Below are 13467 nucleotides of genomic sequence, written 5' to 3' on the forward strand. Positions count from 1 at the left end.
TTATTGCATTTTTATCAATCAAATGGAAAGGAATTAGTTATGCTTAATCAAGCCATCACAAACAAACTCAATGAACAAATCAATTTAGAGTTCTACTCTTCTAATGTTTATCTACAAATGAGCGCATGGTGTTCAAAACACGGTTATGAAGGTGCAGCCGCATTTTTGCTTCGTCACGCTGATGAAGAATTAGAACATATGCAAAAATTGTTCCAATATGTAAGCGAAACCAGTGGTATGCCACTTTTAGGTAAAATTGATGCACCAAAACATGAGTATGCTTCATTAAAAGAGGTGTTTGAAATAACTTTAGAACACGAAAAATTAGTTACATCAAAAATTAATGAATTAGTTGAAGTTACTTTCGCAAACAAGGACTACTCTACTTTTAATTTCTTACAATGGTACGTAGCAGAACAGCACGAAGAAGAAAAATTATTTAGTAGTATTATTGATAAATTTAATCTTGTTGGTGAAGATGGAAAAGCTCTATTCTTTATCGATCGTGATTTAGCAACTTTAGAATAATATAGGAGAAATAAAATGTTATCAGCAAATGTAGTAAAACTATTAAACGATCAAATGAATTTAGAATTTTATTCTTCTAATTTATATCTTCAAATGAGCGCATGGTGTGAACAGCAAGGTTTCGAAGGTGCTGCAAAATTTTTATCTGCACATGCGGCAGAAGAAATGCAACATATGCGTAAGTTATTTACTTATTTAAATGAAACTGGTGCATTAGCAATTATTTCTGCTATTGATGCTCCATCACATGAATATAAATCATTAAAAGATGTGATTGAAATTACCTATGAACATGAAAAATTGATTACTAGTAAAATCAATGAATTAGTAGGTAAAACTTTTGAAGAAAAAGACTACTCTGCATTTAATTTCTTACAATGGTATGTAGCTGAACAGCATGAAGAAGAAAAATTATTCAGTAGTATTTTGGATAAACTTAATCTTCTTGGTGACGATGGTAAAGGTTTATTCTTAGTTGATAAAGACTTAGGTAATCTTGCAGCGGCTTAAATTTACTTTTTTGAAATACCTAGCTTTTAGCTAGGTATTTTTTATTCAAAAAAATTATATTGACTATTTATAAATCAAATAAGATTTTTTATTAAATTTTTTCTTGCTCATAGACTAAATATCCGTATAATTCGATTCATAAATATGGCCTGGGTGGCGAAATTGGTAGACGCAGCGGATTCAAAATCCGCCGGTGAATAACCGTGTCGGTTCGAGTCCGACCCTAGGCACCAAATATAGATCCCTGCTCTTTGAGCAGGGATTTTTATTTTATCAGACTTTATGACTATAATATATATTCCCTCATTAGTTATGAGGGAGTATATGTATCTATTTTAATGATTAAAAATTTAATACTTTATCGGCTTCCATCGTCCAGTCTGCCAGCTCTGCTAACGTGCCTATTTCCACCCCGTCCGCCAACGGCAATTCGGTGATACCACGAGCATTGGTGCAGGTTTTACAAAGTTTAATTGTCGCCCCTTGTGCCGTTAAAATTTCCAACATTTGTTGTAAATGATACCCTTCTGCTGGATTTTGTTTTGCTAAACCGCCAGTTACCGCATCAGACATTAAAAATATTTTTAAATTAGCCGCACTTTTATGCTGCTCTTGCAACTGTAAAGCCAAACGTAATGCACTAAAAAAATGCTCGTCACCATAAGGGGATGAATGGATAATAAATAGAATATTTTGCATACTATTCTCCTTAATTTCCTTGGTATTAATAACCTTGCTGATAAATTCCTTCCAACAATTTCACTGAAAGTAAGGCGAGATTAAAGCGTTGTTCATCTGCCACAGACCAAAATTCTACGCCATTTTCTACCGCACTTATTTGACTTAAATGAAGTTTTACTGATTCTTCCCCATTTTCTTGTTCTCCATTAAGAACAGGCGTAATTAGCGTTTCTTCTAAAGCGATAAGCTCACTATTTTGAGGTTGATAGTCGAAATCATAGTCTGAAAGTGCGGTGACTTTTTGTCCCAATCCATAAAATACAGGCACTTGGATTGCGTGGAATGTAGCACGATCTAATTGAGGAAAGATTCGTTGTAATTGATTCAATAAACTAGGTGCTTGATGTGGATAAACATCAAACGCTAAGCGAGTTTCTCCTTCATCCAATGGAATACCATTTAATAAACGGGCTGTTTGTCCCGCAAGTTTAGCCACGGTTTCTGCATCCGTATAAGAAGCCGGCAATAAAGAAGTGACAAACACTTGATTAAGATTCGTTTCTTGTAAAATCGGGGCAAGCGTTAAAGCAAGTTGGCTTACTTGTGGATCAGGCAAGCTAACAATGTTACGTTGTCTCAGTTCAAATAATTGTGATTCATTTAAAGTTGGAACAACAACTGGCACATCCGAAAGCGTACTGCAAACGCCTAACATATCAATGACAATACAGCCCTGCTCTGCTGCTTGCGCAATATGGGAAACTTGCTCAACTTTTCCTGCAAAAAAGACATAATTAAAATCAGCCCACTCAACTTCATTTGGCGAAAGTTGTTCAACGCCTTTATTGCGAAAACGAATATTTTGTTCTTCTTCAAAAGGTGTTATTTCAACAATAGAAACACTGCTAATTTCAAGCGCACTTTGTTCTAAACGCTCTACAATTTTTTCACTTAATTCAAATTCTGCTGCTATCGCAATATTTAAGGTTGCGTCCATTTTTCTCTCCGCTGTAAAATAATCGGCATTATTTTACACCAAAACCAGGAACGAAATAATGACACCTGCAATTGATTTACTTAAAAAACAAAAAATCCCGTTTATCTTGCACACTTATGATCATGATCCAAACAATCAACATTTTGGTGATGAAGCGGCAGAAAAATTAGGCATTGATCCTAACCGCTCTTTTAAAACCTTACTTGTTGCAGAAAATGGCGATCAGAAAAAACTCGCTTGTTTTGTGCTTGCAACGGCCAATATGCTGAATTTAAAGAAAGCGGCAAAATCTATCGGTGTTAAAAAAGTAGAAATGGCGGATAAAAATGCGGCGCAAAAAAGCACAGGTTATCTTGTAGGGGGAATTAGCCCGCTCGGTCAAAAGAAACGCGTGAAAACCGTGATAAATTCCACCGCACTTGAGTTTGAAACGATTTATGTTTCAGGAGGAAAACGTGGGCTAAGCGTAGAAATTGCGCCACAAGATTTAGCAAAAGTATTAGGTGCAGAATTTACTGATATTGTTGATGAATAGTTAGCGATTTAAAAGGCGGATTCATTCCGCCTTTTGACTAATTCAACTCTTCCAATAATTTACCCAATCCGCTCTGGCGTCTCACTATCTGGCGAATCGCTATTTTCCATATTTTTTCATCGGCAAATACAGTGAGTTCTTTTTTCGCACGAGTGACACCCGTGAAAACTAATTCCCGAGACAATACTGGATTCACTTCTGTTGGAAGCACCATTACAGTGTGTTCAAATTCTGAACCTTGAGATTTATGAATCGTCATCATAAAAGCGGGCTTATGTGCTGGAATTCGGCTTGTCAGCACTTCTCGATTGCCAAACCATACTTTGCCATTTGCCAAGCAAAGTCCAATATCTCCGTTATAAAGGCGAACGTTATGATCGTTTTCAGTAATCATAATTGGCTTGCCAATATACCAATCTTGTTCATTACGGAACCAAAGCAATTTTTCCTCTCGCAACGCTAACGCAATTTCTTTATTGAGGTTTTCAACTCCTAAATTGTTATGACGAAGTGCGGTTAAAAATCTCACAGAATTAAATTGTGCTTGAATAGCCTCGGCATAGGAAATGCCTTGTTCATTTCTAGTGTTAAGATCAATTTTTTGTTTACGTAAATCATCCAACATTTTTAAGAAAGTGCGGTAATTTTCCACCGCACTTTTCACCACTTGATTGACTGCATCGCTTTCATCATTTAAGGCATTAAAGTGCAATTCTTGCGGATAATGTTCAAATAACCCAAGGCTATCGTCTGCTTTGCCTTTTTGAATGAATTCAGCTAACTTGCCAATACCTGAATCTTTATCAAAACGGCGACTTTCTGTTAGATGGCATAAGCAATCACGTATTGGATTTGAACAATCAGAACCTTCGACTTTATAGCCTGTTGTCACTTGTAAATACGCAGCTTGTTCATGACTATAAGGTTGAGTAACAAATTGAGCCAATTCCCCCAATACTGCCCCCGCCTCAACAGAGGCTAATTGCGCCTGATCACCTAATAAAATTAATCGAGTTTCAGGCTTTAACGCATTGATAAGTTTTGCCATCATCGGCAAATCAATCATTGATGTTTCATCAACAACTAATACATCCAACTGCAAAGGGTTATGACTGTTATAGCGTGTGTAATCATTAAAGGCATTCACGCCCAGTAAACTATGCAAAGTGCTGGCTTTTTGTGGAATCGAATTGAAAAGTGAATCGGATAAATTCATTTTTTCTTGCATAAAACCTAACGCATTTTTAATCGACTCTTCCAAACGAGAGGCAGCCTTACCAGTCGGCGCAACTAATTTGATATGTAATTTACAATCAAATAATTCTTGTAAAACGAGCAATAAACGCGTAACTGTGGTAGTTTTTCCTGTTCCTGGGCCGCCTGTAATAATCGAAAATGGACTTTTAATCGCTGTCGCCACTGCCACTTTTTGCCAATCTGTTTTTTCCTGCTTTTTAGGAAAATATTTATCTAATTTTTGACGAATTTCATCATAAGAAAAGGCTAAAGTGCGGTTATTTTTTAAGGTATTTTTTATATATTGTGCGATGCGATATTCATCTTGCCAAGCTCGATAAAAATACAACGCGCCAAATTGAAATGCCATTGGTGCAGTTTGATTGACGGGATCTTGCGTAAATGCCATATGCCCGCACAACGCACATTGCCAATCTTCCACAGGTAAATAACCAATCTTTTCAAGGATTTCTGCTAAATAGTTTTCTTCTGTGGTGCGATAAGCCAAACCAAATAAATTATGTTCTAAATAGCGATCTAATTGGCTGCAAGTATTTCCCTGCGTATAACGCCAACTACAAAGTGCGGCTAATAATATAGCTAAATTTTTGACTGGTTCTGCATAATCCGTATGGCATTGTTTATCAGCTATCAACTTAGCAAAATAATAATCACCTTGAGAAAGAATGCCCTGCTCTTTAAGTTTTTGTAATACGGATAACATTAAAACACCCCGTCTAATTCTGTGATTAATTCAACGCTTGGACGATCATAAAATACGCCAGATTGTGGCTCACCGTTCATTCCACGTAAGAAAAGATAAAATACCCCACCGAAATCTCGCGCATAATCATAATCAGGCACAACGCTTTGCAAATAACGATGTAATGCCAGTGTATAAATTAAATATTGCCAATCATAGTGACTGTGTAACATTTCTTTTTTCAATGCCTCTTGATTGTAATCAGCAAGGCTTGAACCTAAGAAATTAGATTTATAATCAACAAGATAATATTTCCCATTATGGCGGAAAACTAAGTCAATCGAACCTCTCACCATGCCCTGAATTTGTTCAAATTGAAGTGGCTCGCTTGGCAAATGATGATTAGTTTTCAACGCGCGATTAAACGCTTCAACATCAAAATGTTCCCGAATAGCCAGATAAAATGGCATTTCTTTAATGCAATCTTTATTTGCTAAATCAGCTAATGCTATTCCTATTTCTATTTCATTAGAAAGTGGTGTATGTGAAATCTGTTGTAGCCAATTTTGTAGCGGTTCTGTAAAGGTTTCATCTAACTGTAAGGATTGTCGTAATTTGTCAATTTCTTCTGTATTTGCCAAGTCAGAAAAATAGCAATTTTCAAAATGGCGATGCAATACAGTCCCGACTTGTTTACCTCGTGGCAAATCTAAAATATTTGATTCATTTTCGTTTAAAAGTGCGGTGGACATTTCAATAGCATTTTGGCTATCGTAATCTTTTGCGTCATCAAAAACAGCGTGTTTTTTCCCCGTACTTTCAGCTAAATAATTTTGTCGGCGATGTGCTTGTTCAATTGAAGTAAAACTGGTTATTCGCCAATCTTGCTCAATATTGCCCGTAAATTCTGCGGCTTTAAGCTCATCATTTTTTGTATTGATAGATAAAGCCGGAAAAGCCTCTAGATTTGGCCTAGTGCAGATTTCCACATTATCTTGCATTTTTTCTTTGAAGGTTTGCAACAATGTTTCTGTATCTTTAGGCGCTGATAAGGCTATTTCCTTACCTATTTCACCTTGGCTTAATACATAATGTAAGGCATTCCATTTTTTATCAAATTGCGTAGGCAAAGCGAATGCCATTTGATATTTGGCACGCGTTAAAGCTACATAAAGTAAACGTAACTCTTCTGCAAAAGTTTCTTCATAAAGTGCGTTTAAATTACGATTTTCCATATCCCATAAGGTTTCATCTCGTTCTTTAGAATAATAAACATTCATGTCACCAGCCGTTGGAATTTTGCTTGGTACAGCTAAAAATGGTAGCCAAACTAAATCGTATTCTAAGCCTTTGGATTTATGGATACTCACGATTTTTACCAACTGGCGTTCGCTTTCTAAACGAATTTGAGCCTCTTGACGACCTTCGCCTTGAATTTGCTTTTCAAACCAACTGAGCAATGCCGCTTCAGTTTCGTGTAGCGTGGCAGCTTGTTGTAAAATTTCTGCCAAATGTAGGAAATCCGTTAAATCTCGCTCGCCCGTGGCTTGGCTTAATAATCGCTCTGAAATGCCTTGCTCCAATAAAATTTGATGTAACATTGCCAATATTCCTTGGCGTTGCCAAGTTTGTTGGTATTGAGCAAAGCTATCTGCCCAACGTTGCCAGTCTGCCTCATTTTGCTGAATTTGATGAATATCCGCCGCATTTAAGCCGAAAAGTGCGGTCGCAATAGCATTCAAAATTGGACGTTCAGCAACATTTAAGCAAGCTTTTAAAATTCTGAGTAATTCCACTGCTACATGGCTATCAAAAACACTACTTTGATCTGAAAGATAAACTGAGGCAATACCAAGTTTTTGTAGCTCTTGAATAACATCCTCGGCTTCATAACGATTTTTTACAAGTACAGCAATATTTGCCGCTTGCAATGTTTTACAAGTATCTTCATTTTGAAAAACTGCCTGATTTTCTGCCGCACTTTTCAGCCAATGTTGAATAGAAATAGCACATATTTTTGCCATTTCAGTTTTATTCACTTTGTCACTTTCGGTTAGATAAAAACGATAAGCTGGTTCGGCTTTACCGTTTAAATAAAATCGCAGATGATCATCACGAGAATCAACAGCAGTAAAGTTAATATTTTGATAAATAAATGGCGATTGAGGAAAATCAAACAACGCATTGACGCCATCAACCAGATTCTTCTCTGAACGATAATTTTTAGTGAGTTCAAAGCGAGATTGGGCTTCATCCGATGCTTTTAGATAAGTAAAAATATCTGCGCCACGGAAACGATAAATCGCCTGCTTCGGATCACCAATCATAATAAAACCAGTATTTTTTTCGGGATTATCACGATAAATTTTTGAAAAAATAGCGTATTGTTGTGAATCCGTATCCTGAAATTCATCAATCATCGCGAAAGGATATTGGAAACGAATCATTTCCGCTAATTCATCCCCTTGCGCACCTTGCAAGGCTTCGCAAAGCAAACGCAATAAATCATCAAAGGATTTTTCTTGGTGATTAAGTTTATAGTCTAAAAGTTTTTGTTGTAGAGCTTGTCGATAATGATAAAGAATAACTCGACGAAGTAAATCTGGAGACATTAAAGCATTTGCACGCTCTTCTAATTCAGTAAAAATCGGGGCAATAAAGGGAGATGCGCCCTCCTCACCTTTTTCATCTAAAGCTGATTGAGTGAAATACGACATCAAGGTTTCATTCAGTACATAATCACGGGGATCATTTGCCCAGGCGTTTACTTGATCAATCCATTTCGCTAAACGTGATGTATTATAACTTCGACGGCTTAAGGATTTAGGCTCGCCTTTTGCATAATCTTTATTCAATTCTTCTGTGATTAATTCAGAAATTTTACCCGCACTTTCTAACCAAAAGCGTTTTAGTGCCTTGATATCTTTAAAATACTCACCAAGATATTGGTGTAAAAATTCTGTGATAGAAATAGATAATGCCTGTTGGTTCTCCAAATCAACAATTAAATTTTTGCCTAAATCAGATTCTAATAGGGATAACACGTAATCTGGTGAACCTAGTTCATTCGCAATAAAATCAGCCATTTCAAAAGGCAATGGATAAAAATGTTCTCGCCAAAATTCATTAGCAAAACGAACTAACAAATCAGATTGATCTTTTATTAATTCTAAATTGAAGTGAATGCCAGAATGGAAAGCATATTGCATCAACATACGGCGACAAAAGCCATGAATGGTATAAATCGCCGCCAAATCCATATTTTGCTCGGCTAATTTCAAGCGATGAATTGCCTCAAAAATATCTAAATCATGATAAAGTGCGGTAAGAAATTCATCATTTTTAAATGCGGATTTATCTTTGGTTTCTGCAAAGGCTGTGAGTTTATCAATCGCATCTGTTATACGCTCACGAATTTTTTTCTTGAGTTCTTCTGTTGCCATTTCCGTAAAGGTTACCACCAGAATTTCTTCCACATTTAACGGACGAGAAAAGTTATTTTCTCCAGCCTTTAATAAAAGTCGGAGATATAAAGAACCGATAGTGTAGGTTTTCCCCGTACCAGCGGACGCTTCGATTAAGCTAATTTGATTTAAAGGCAACGTGATAGGATTAAGTGGGATTGTTTCGGCCATAGATTTTAATAGATGAGAACTAATGGCATTATTTTACAAAATTTAAAGTCACAAATGCAAAAAAGGACGCTTTTCAGCGTCCTAATTCTTCTTTATCTAAACTTTAAAAATTAAAGTGCAGATTTTGCTTTTTCAACTAATGCAGCGAACGCTACTTTGTCGAATACAGCGATATCAGCAAGAATCTTACGGTCGATTTCAACAGATGCTTTTTTCAAGCCGTTGATAAATTTGCTGTAAGATAAACCATTTTGACGCGCTGCAGCGTTGATACGTGCAATCCATAATTGACGGAATTGACGTTTACGTTGACGACGGTCACGATATGCGTATTGACCAGCTTTGATCACCGCTTGGAAAGCAACGCGATACACGCGTGAACGTGCACCATAATAACCTTTAGCAGCCTTAAGAACTTTCTTATGGCGTGCTCTTGCAATAACACCACGTTTTACACGAGCCATTATTTAATCTCCTATGTAATATTTTTCTAAAATGAACTAATCGTACGTTTTGCTTAAATAACGGCTTATGCGTATGGTAAGCAAGCTACTACTAAAACTTGGTCTGCTTTCGCAACCATTGATTTATGACGTAAATGACGTTTACGTTTAGTTGTTTTTTTAGTCAAAATATGACGTAAGTGAGATTGTTTACGCTTGAAACCACCAGAAGCAGTTTTTTTGAAGCGCTTCGCTGCGCCGCGTACTGTTTTGATTTTAGGCATTGTTAAAATAACTCCGCATTTTTCGTTTAAAACAACATAATCAGGCGAACTTAAAAAGTTACTTGGAAGCACTGATCATTTCCATCATAAGGCAAATTAAATTGCCTTTTCAAAAGCAGTTAGGCTGCGTAGTGTGCCCAACATGCAGTTGTCTTTTCATTTAAGTCAAACTTAAACAAAAAGATTTGCTGAGAAATCTCAGCAAAATTCTTATTTTTTCTTAGGTGCTAACACCATTACAGCCTGACGGCCTTCTAATTTACCTGGTGCAGATTCAACAACAGAAATTTCAGCTAAATCATTTTTTACGCGCTCCAACACATCAAAACCGATGTCTTGGTGAGCCATTTCACGACCGCGGAAACGCACGGTAATTTTCGCTTTGTCACCTTCTTCTAAGAAACGGATTAAGCTACGTAATTTAACTTGATAGTCACCTTCGTCTGTGCCTGGACGGAATTTAATTTCCTTAACTTGCACAACTTTTTGTTTTTTCTTTTGTTCTTTAGCGGTTTTACTTTTCTCGTAAAGGAATTTACCGTAGTTCATAATGCGACAAACCGGCGGCTCTGCATTTGGGCTAATTTCAACAAGATCAAGCTCTACTTGCTCTGCCATTTCTAGGGCTTGTTGAATAGAAACAATCCCTGCTTGTTCACCATCTTGGTCAATTAAACGAACTTCTTTTACACGAATCTCTTCATTGATACGGTTTGGGCGATTTACTGCCGGCGCTTTTTTTACGGTTTTAATAATCGTATTCCTTCTATTGGTTAATCGTAAAAATCTTTTCGCTAAAAATAAAAGATTTCAAATTTGTTGCCCGTAAGGAACGAGCAAAATCCCGCGAATTCTATAGTATTCACACCACTTATGCAACAAAATTTAGCCTTTAAGCGAAATTTCTACGCTTAAACTTTCGCCAAATTCAAGCAAATGATGAATGCGTGCAGTTTCTAAGCACAACATTGTTTGATAGCCAATTTCACTCATTCCACTCATTTTTTTGTGCCAAGGATTCCAAAGGACAAATTGGCTTGCATTATGATGATACAGTGCAATTGTGCGATTAAAACTTTTATCTAGAATTTGATTCCGCATGTTTTCTGCGGAATAAATGCAATCAACATGTTCAGAAATGTGACGCGGTGACGGAACATTTTCTTGTTGTTGGTTTAAGCTATTAAAACAAGTTTCAGGTAAACCTTGTACTTCCACTTGATTAATATCCCCAATATTGAAATAGGTATGCAATGCTGCTTGTGCAGGTTCTTCGCCATAATGTGTAAAGGTTAAATGACATTTGTCTGTGAACACCATTACAATTTTAGCTTCGATAAGATTTAAATCAGAAAACAACTCAAATTCTAACCGCACTTTATGCGCTGAAATATCGTAATGACTCAACTGCCATAAGCGAATACGAGCTGTGCCGTGTGCAGGTTGTTTTACACCACCAAACCAAGGATAACAAATCGGGACACCACCACGAATAGCATTGCCATTTTCGAATGGTTCTACTTCACTTAACCATAATACATCTTGCTTCGCATTTTGCGGTTTCCAACTGATAAGCTGTGCGCCTTGCAAGGAAATTTTTGCCGTTCCAACAGCATGTTTTAAGTGAAGAACAGGGATATCATTATATTGAACTAAATTTAGCTCTGACGTTAATGTTTTAAGAAAAGTAATCTTCATATTTATTCCCTATATGAGATGAAAAAACCGCACTAAAGTGCGGTCTCTTTTTTCAAAGTTTTTTATTCTTCATTAAGTAATTTTAATTCACGATTTCTTACTTGATTTTTCAAGATTTCCGCAAATTCTTCCACTGTAAATGTACCTAAATCAGCACCTTTACGGGTACGTACGGCCACTTTGCCTTCTGAGATTTCTTTATCACCACAAACAAGCATATAAGGCACGCGACGTAAAGTATGTTCACGAATTTTGAAACCCACTTTTTCGTTACGTAAATCAGTTTTCACACGTAAACCTACATCAGAAAGCTGTTTTGCGACTTTTTGTACGTAGTCGGCTTGGCTATCGGTGATATTCATTACAACTGCTTGGGTTGGCGCTAACCATGCAGGGAAGAAACCTGCATATTCTTCGGTAATGATACCAATAAAGCGCTCAATAGAACCTAAAATTGCACGGTGAATCATGACAGGGGTTTTACGGCTATTATCTTCTGCCACATAAGTTGCATCTAAACGACCAGGTAATGCGAAGTCTAATTGCACGGTACCACATTGCCATTCACGGCCAATGCTATCACGTAATGCAAATTCAATTTTCGGACCATAGAATGCACCTTCACCTTCTTGAATTTCATATTCAAGACCGTTATGCGCTAACGCTGCAGCAAGACCTGCTTCTGCACGATCCCACATTTCATCTGAACCGATACGATTTTCAGGGCGAGTAGAAAGTTTTACTGCGATATTAGTGAAACCAAAAGTGCTATAAATGTCGTACACCATTTTGATACAGCTAGTTACTTCGCTCTCAATTTGATCTTCAGTACAGAAAATATGCGCATCATCTTGGGTAAAGCCACGAACACGCATTAAACCGTGTAAAGAACCTGATGGTTCATTACGATGGCAAGAACCAAATTCCGCCATACGGATTGGTAAATCACGGTAAGATTTTAAACCTTGATTAAAAATTTGAACGTGTCCTGGACAGTTCATCGGTTTAATTGCATATTCACGGTTTTCAGATTGAGTGGTAAACATTAAATCTGCGTAATTTTGCCAGTGACCTGTTTTTTCCCACAATACGCGATCCATCATAAACGGACCTTTCACTTCTTGGTAATCGTATTGTTTTAATTTAGTACGCACAAACGTTTCAAGCTCACGGAAAATTGTCCAGCCATCATTGTGCCAGAACACCATACCCGGCGCTTCTTCTTGCATATGATATAAATCTAATGCTTTACCAATTTTACGGTGATCGCGTTTTGCTGCTTCTTCTAAGCGTGTTAAGTATTCAGCAAGTTGTTTTTTATCCGCCCAAGCTGTACCATAGATACGTTGTAACATTTTATTTTTACTGTCACCACGCCAGTACGCACCTGCAACTTTTTGTAATTTGAAATGCTGACAGAAACGCATATTTGGCACGTGTGGGCCACGGCACATATCAATATATTCTAAATGATGATATAACGCAGGCGTTGCAGTACGTTCAATGTTTTCATCTAAAATTGCCATTTTGTATGGCTCGCCGCGTTTTTCAAAGGTATCACGCGCTTCTTGCCAAGTAACACGTTTTTTCACGACGTCATAATTGGTTTTTGCCAATTCCAACATACGTTTTTCGATTGCATCTAAATCTTCTTGCGTTAAAGAACGGTCTAAATCAATGTCATAGTAGAAACCGTTTTCAATAGTTGGACCGATTGCCATTTTTACATCTGGGAATAATTGTTTAATGGCATGACCAAACAAGTGTGCACATGAATGGCGAATAATTTCTAAACCATCTTCATCTTTAGCGGTAATGATTTCAAGCGTTGCATCTTGGTCGATAATATCGCATGCATCACGACGCTCACCATTTACACGGCCTGCGATAGTAGCTTTAGCAAGACCTGCACCAATATCTTGTGCGACTTCAAGAACAGAAACAGGATGATCGAATTGACGTTGGGAACCGTCAGGTAAAGTAATAATTGGCATTGTTTTTTCCTTATACAGTGGTCACCCATACGAAAGGTGACGTGTTCGTTTAAAATTCTATAAAAATTAACCGCACTTTTGCCCTACTTGGCTTCATTCCTACCATTGAACGAGCGAAATTAGGCAAAAAATGAGTGGCAAATTCTATCACTTTCTTAAGACATTGTTAAATAAATGCCCATATTTTACAAAAAGGAAATAATGTTTTTCTGGCTAGGGACTT

12 protein-coding genes and 1 tRNA gene are annotated in these 13467 nt (G+C 37.1%); 4 read left to right on the forward strand and 9 right to left on the reverse strand.

Going from position 1 to position 13467, the window contains the following annotated elements:
• Nucleotides 1–39: 39 nt before the first annotated feature.
• From ftnA (KKW16_RS00255) to KKW16_RS00265, 3 genes are all read left to right on the forward strand, one after another.
• The gene (gene ftnA / locus KKW16_RS00255) at nucleotides 40–528 is read left to right on the forward strand and encodes a non-heme ferritin (protein ID WP_048953195.1); all 489 of its coding nucleotides are present in this window, start codon (nucleotides 40–42) and stop codon (nucleotides 526–528) included.
• A gap of 15 nt (nucleotides 529–543) precedes the next feature.
• Nucleotides 544–1038 (forward strand): non-heme ferritin, encoded by a 495-nt coding sequence (gene ftnA / locus KKW16_RS00260; RefSeq protein ID WP_048953196.1) that lies wholly within the window; start codon nucleotides 544–546, stop codon nucleotides 1036–1038.
• 147 nt (nucleotides 1039–1185) lie between these two features.
• Nucleotides 1186–1271 (forward strand) — tRNA-Leu (locus KKW16_RS00265).
• Nucleotides 1272–1380: 109 nt separating this feature from the next.
• Here the strand turns inward: KKW16_RS00265 and KKW16_RS00270 are convergent.
• Nucleotides 1381–1737: a DsrE/DsrF/TusD sulfur relay family protein gene (locus KKW16_RS00270; protein WP_118795721.1), complete on the reverse strand. Its 357-nt coding sequence runs from the start codon at nucleotides 1735–1737 to the stop codon at nucleotides 1381–1383.
• A 25-nt stretch (nucleotides 1738–1762) separates the two neighbouring features.
• Nucleotides 1763–2716 carry an oxidoreductase gene (locus KKW16_RS00275; RefSeq protein ID WP_140524494.1) on the reverse strand — a complete coding sequence of 318 codons (954 nt, stop codon included), beginning with the start codon at nucleotides 2714–2716 and terminating at the stop codon, nucleotides 1763–1765.
• Between the two features lie 58 nt (nucleotides 2717–2774).
• Here KKW16_RS00275 and ybaK point away from each other — a divergent pair, with 58 nt between their 5' ends.
• Nucleotides 2775–3251, forward strand: a complete 477-nt coding sequence (gene ybaK, locus KKW16_RS00280) for a Cys-tRNA(Pro) deacylase (protein WP_140524491.1) — start codon at nucleotides 2775–2777, stop codon at nucleotides 3249–3251.
• A 37-nt stretch (nucleotides 3252–3288) separates the two neighbouring features.
• Here the strand turns inward: ybaK and recD are convergent, their stop codons facing one another.
• The 7 genes from recD to thrS all read right to left on the reverse strand — a co-directional run bounded on the left by recD (nucleotide 3289) and on the right by thrS (nucleotide 13244).
• Nucleotides 3289–5211, reverse strand: a complete 1923-nt coding sequence (gene recD, locus KKW16_RS00285; protein WP_140524489.1) for an exodeoxyribonuclease V subunit alpha — start codon at nucleotides 5209–5211, stop codon at nucleotides 3289–3291.
• On the reverse strand, nucleotides 5211–8825 hold the full coding sequence (gene recB / locus KKW16_RS00290) for an exodeoxyribonuclease V subunit beta (protein WP_140524486.1): 3615 nt from the start codon (nucleotides 8823–8825) through the stop codon (nucleotides 5211–5213). The genes recD and recB overlap by 1 nt, the downstream gene beginning before the upstream one ends.
• Before the next feature lie 110 nt (nucleotides 8826–8935).
• Nucleotides 8936–9289, reverse strand: a complete 354-nt coding sequence (rplT, locus tag KKW16_RS00295) for a 50S ribosomal protein L20 (RefSeq protein WP_005596075.1) — start codon at nucleotides 9287–9289, stop codon at nucleotides 8936–8938.
• Between the two features lie 65 nt (nucleotides 9290–9354).
• The gene (gene rpmI / locus KKW16_RS00300; protein ID WP_005596065.1) at nucleotides 9355–9552 is read right to left on the reverse strand and encodes a 50S ribosomal protein L35; all 198 of its coding nucleotides are present in this window, start codon (nucleotides 9550–9552) and stop codon (nucleotides 9355–9357) included.
• 210 nt (nucleotides 9553–9762) lie between these two features.
• A complete protein-coding gene (gene infC, locus KKW16_RS00305) occupies nucleotides 9763–10308 on the reverse strand; it encodes a translation initiation factor IF-3 (RefSeq protein ID WP_498932704.1) in 546 nt (181 codons plus the stop codon).
• Between the two features lie 129 nt (nucleotides 10309–10437).
• Complete coding sequence (locus tag KKW16_RS00310) at nucleotides 10438–11250, reverse strand: D-hexose-6-phosphate mutarotase (RefSeq protein WP_048953202.1); 813 nt, start codon at nucleotides 11248–11250, stop codon at nucleotides 10438–10440.
• A gap of 62 nt (nucleotides 11251–11312) precedes the next feature.
• The gene (gene thrS, locus KKW16_RS00315; protein WP_048953203.1) at nucleotides 11313–13244 is read right to left on the reverse strand and encodes a threonine--tRNA ligase; all 1932 of its coding nucleotides are present in this window, start codon (nucleotides 13242–13244) and stop codon (nucleotides 11313–11315) included.
• Between the last annotated feature and the right edge of the window lie 223 nt (nucleotides 13245–13467).

This window comes from Haemophilus sp. SZY H8 (assembly GCF_018829755.1).
GTDB lineage: Bacteria > Pseudomonadota > Gammaproteobacteria > Enterobacterales > Pasteurellaceae > Haemophilus > Haemophilus haemolyticus_K.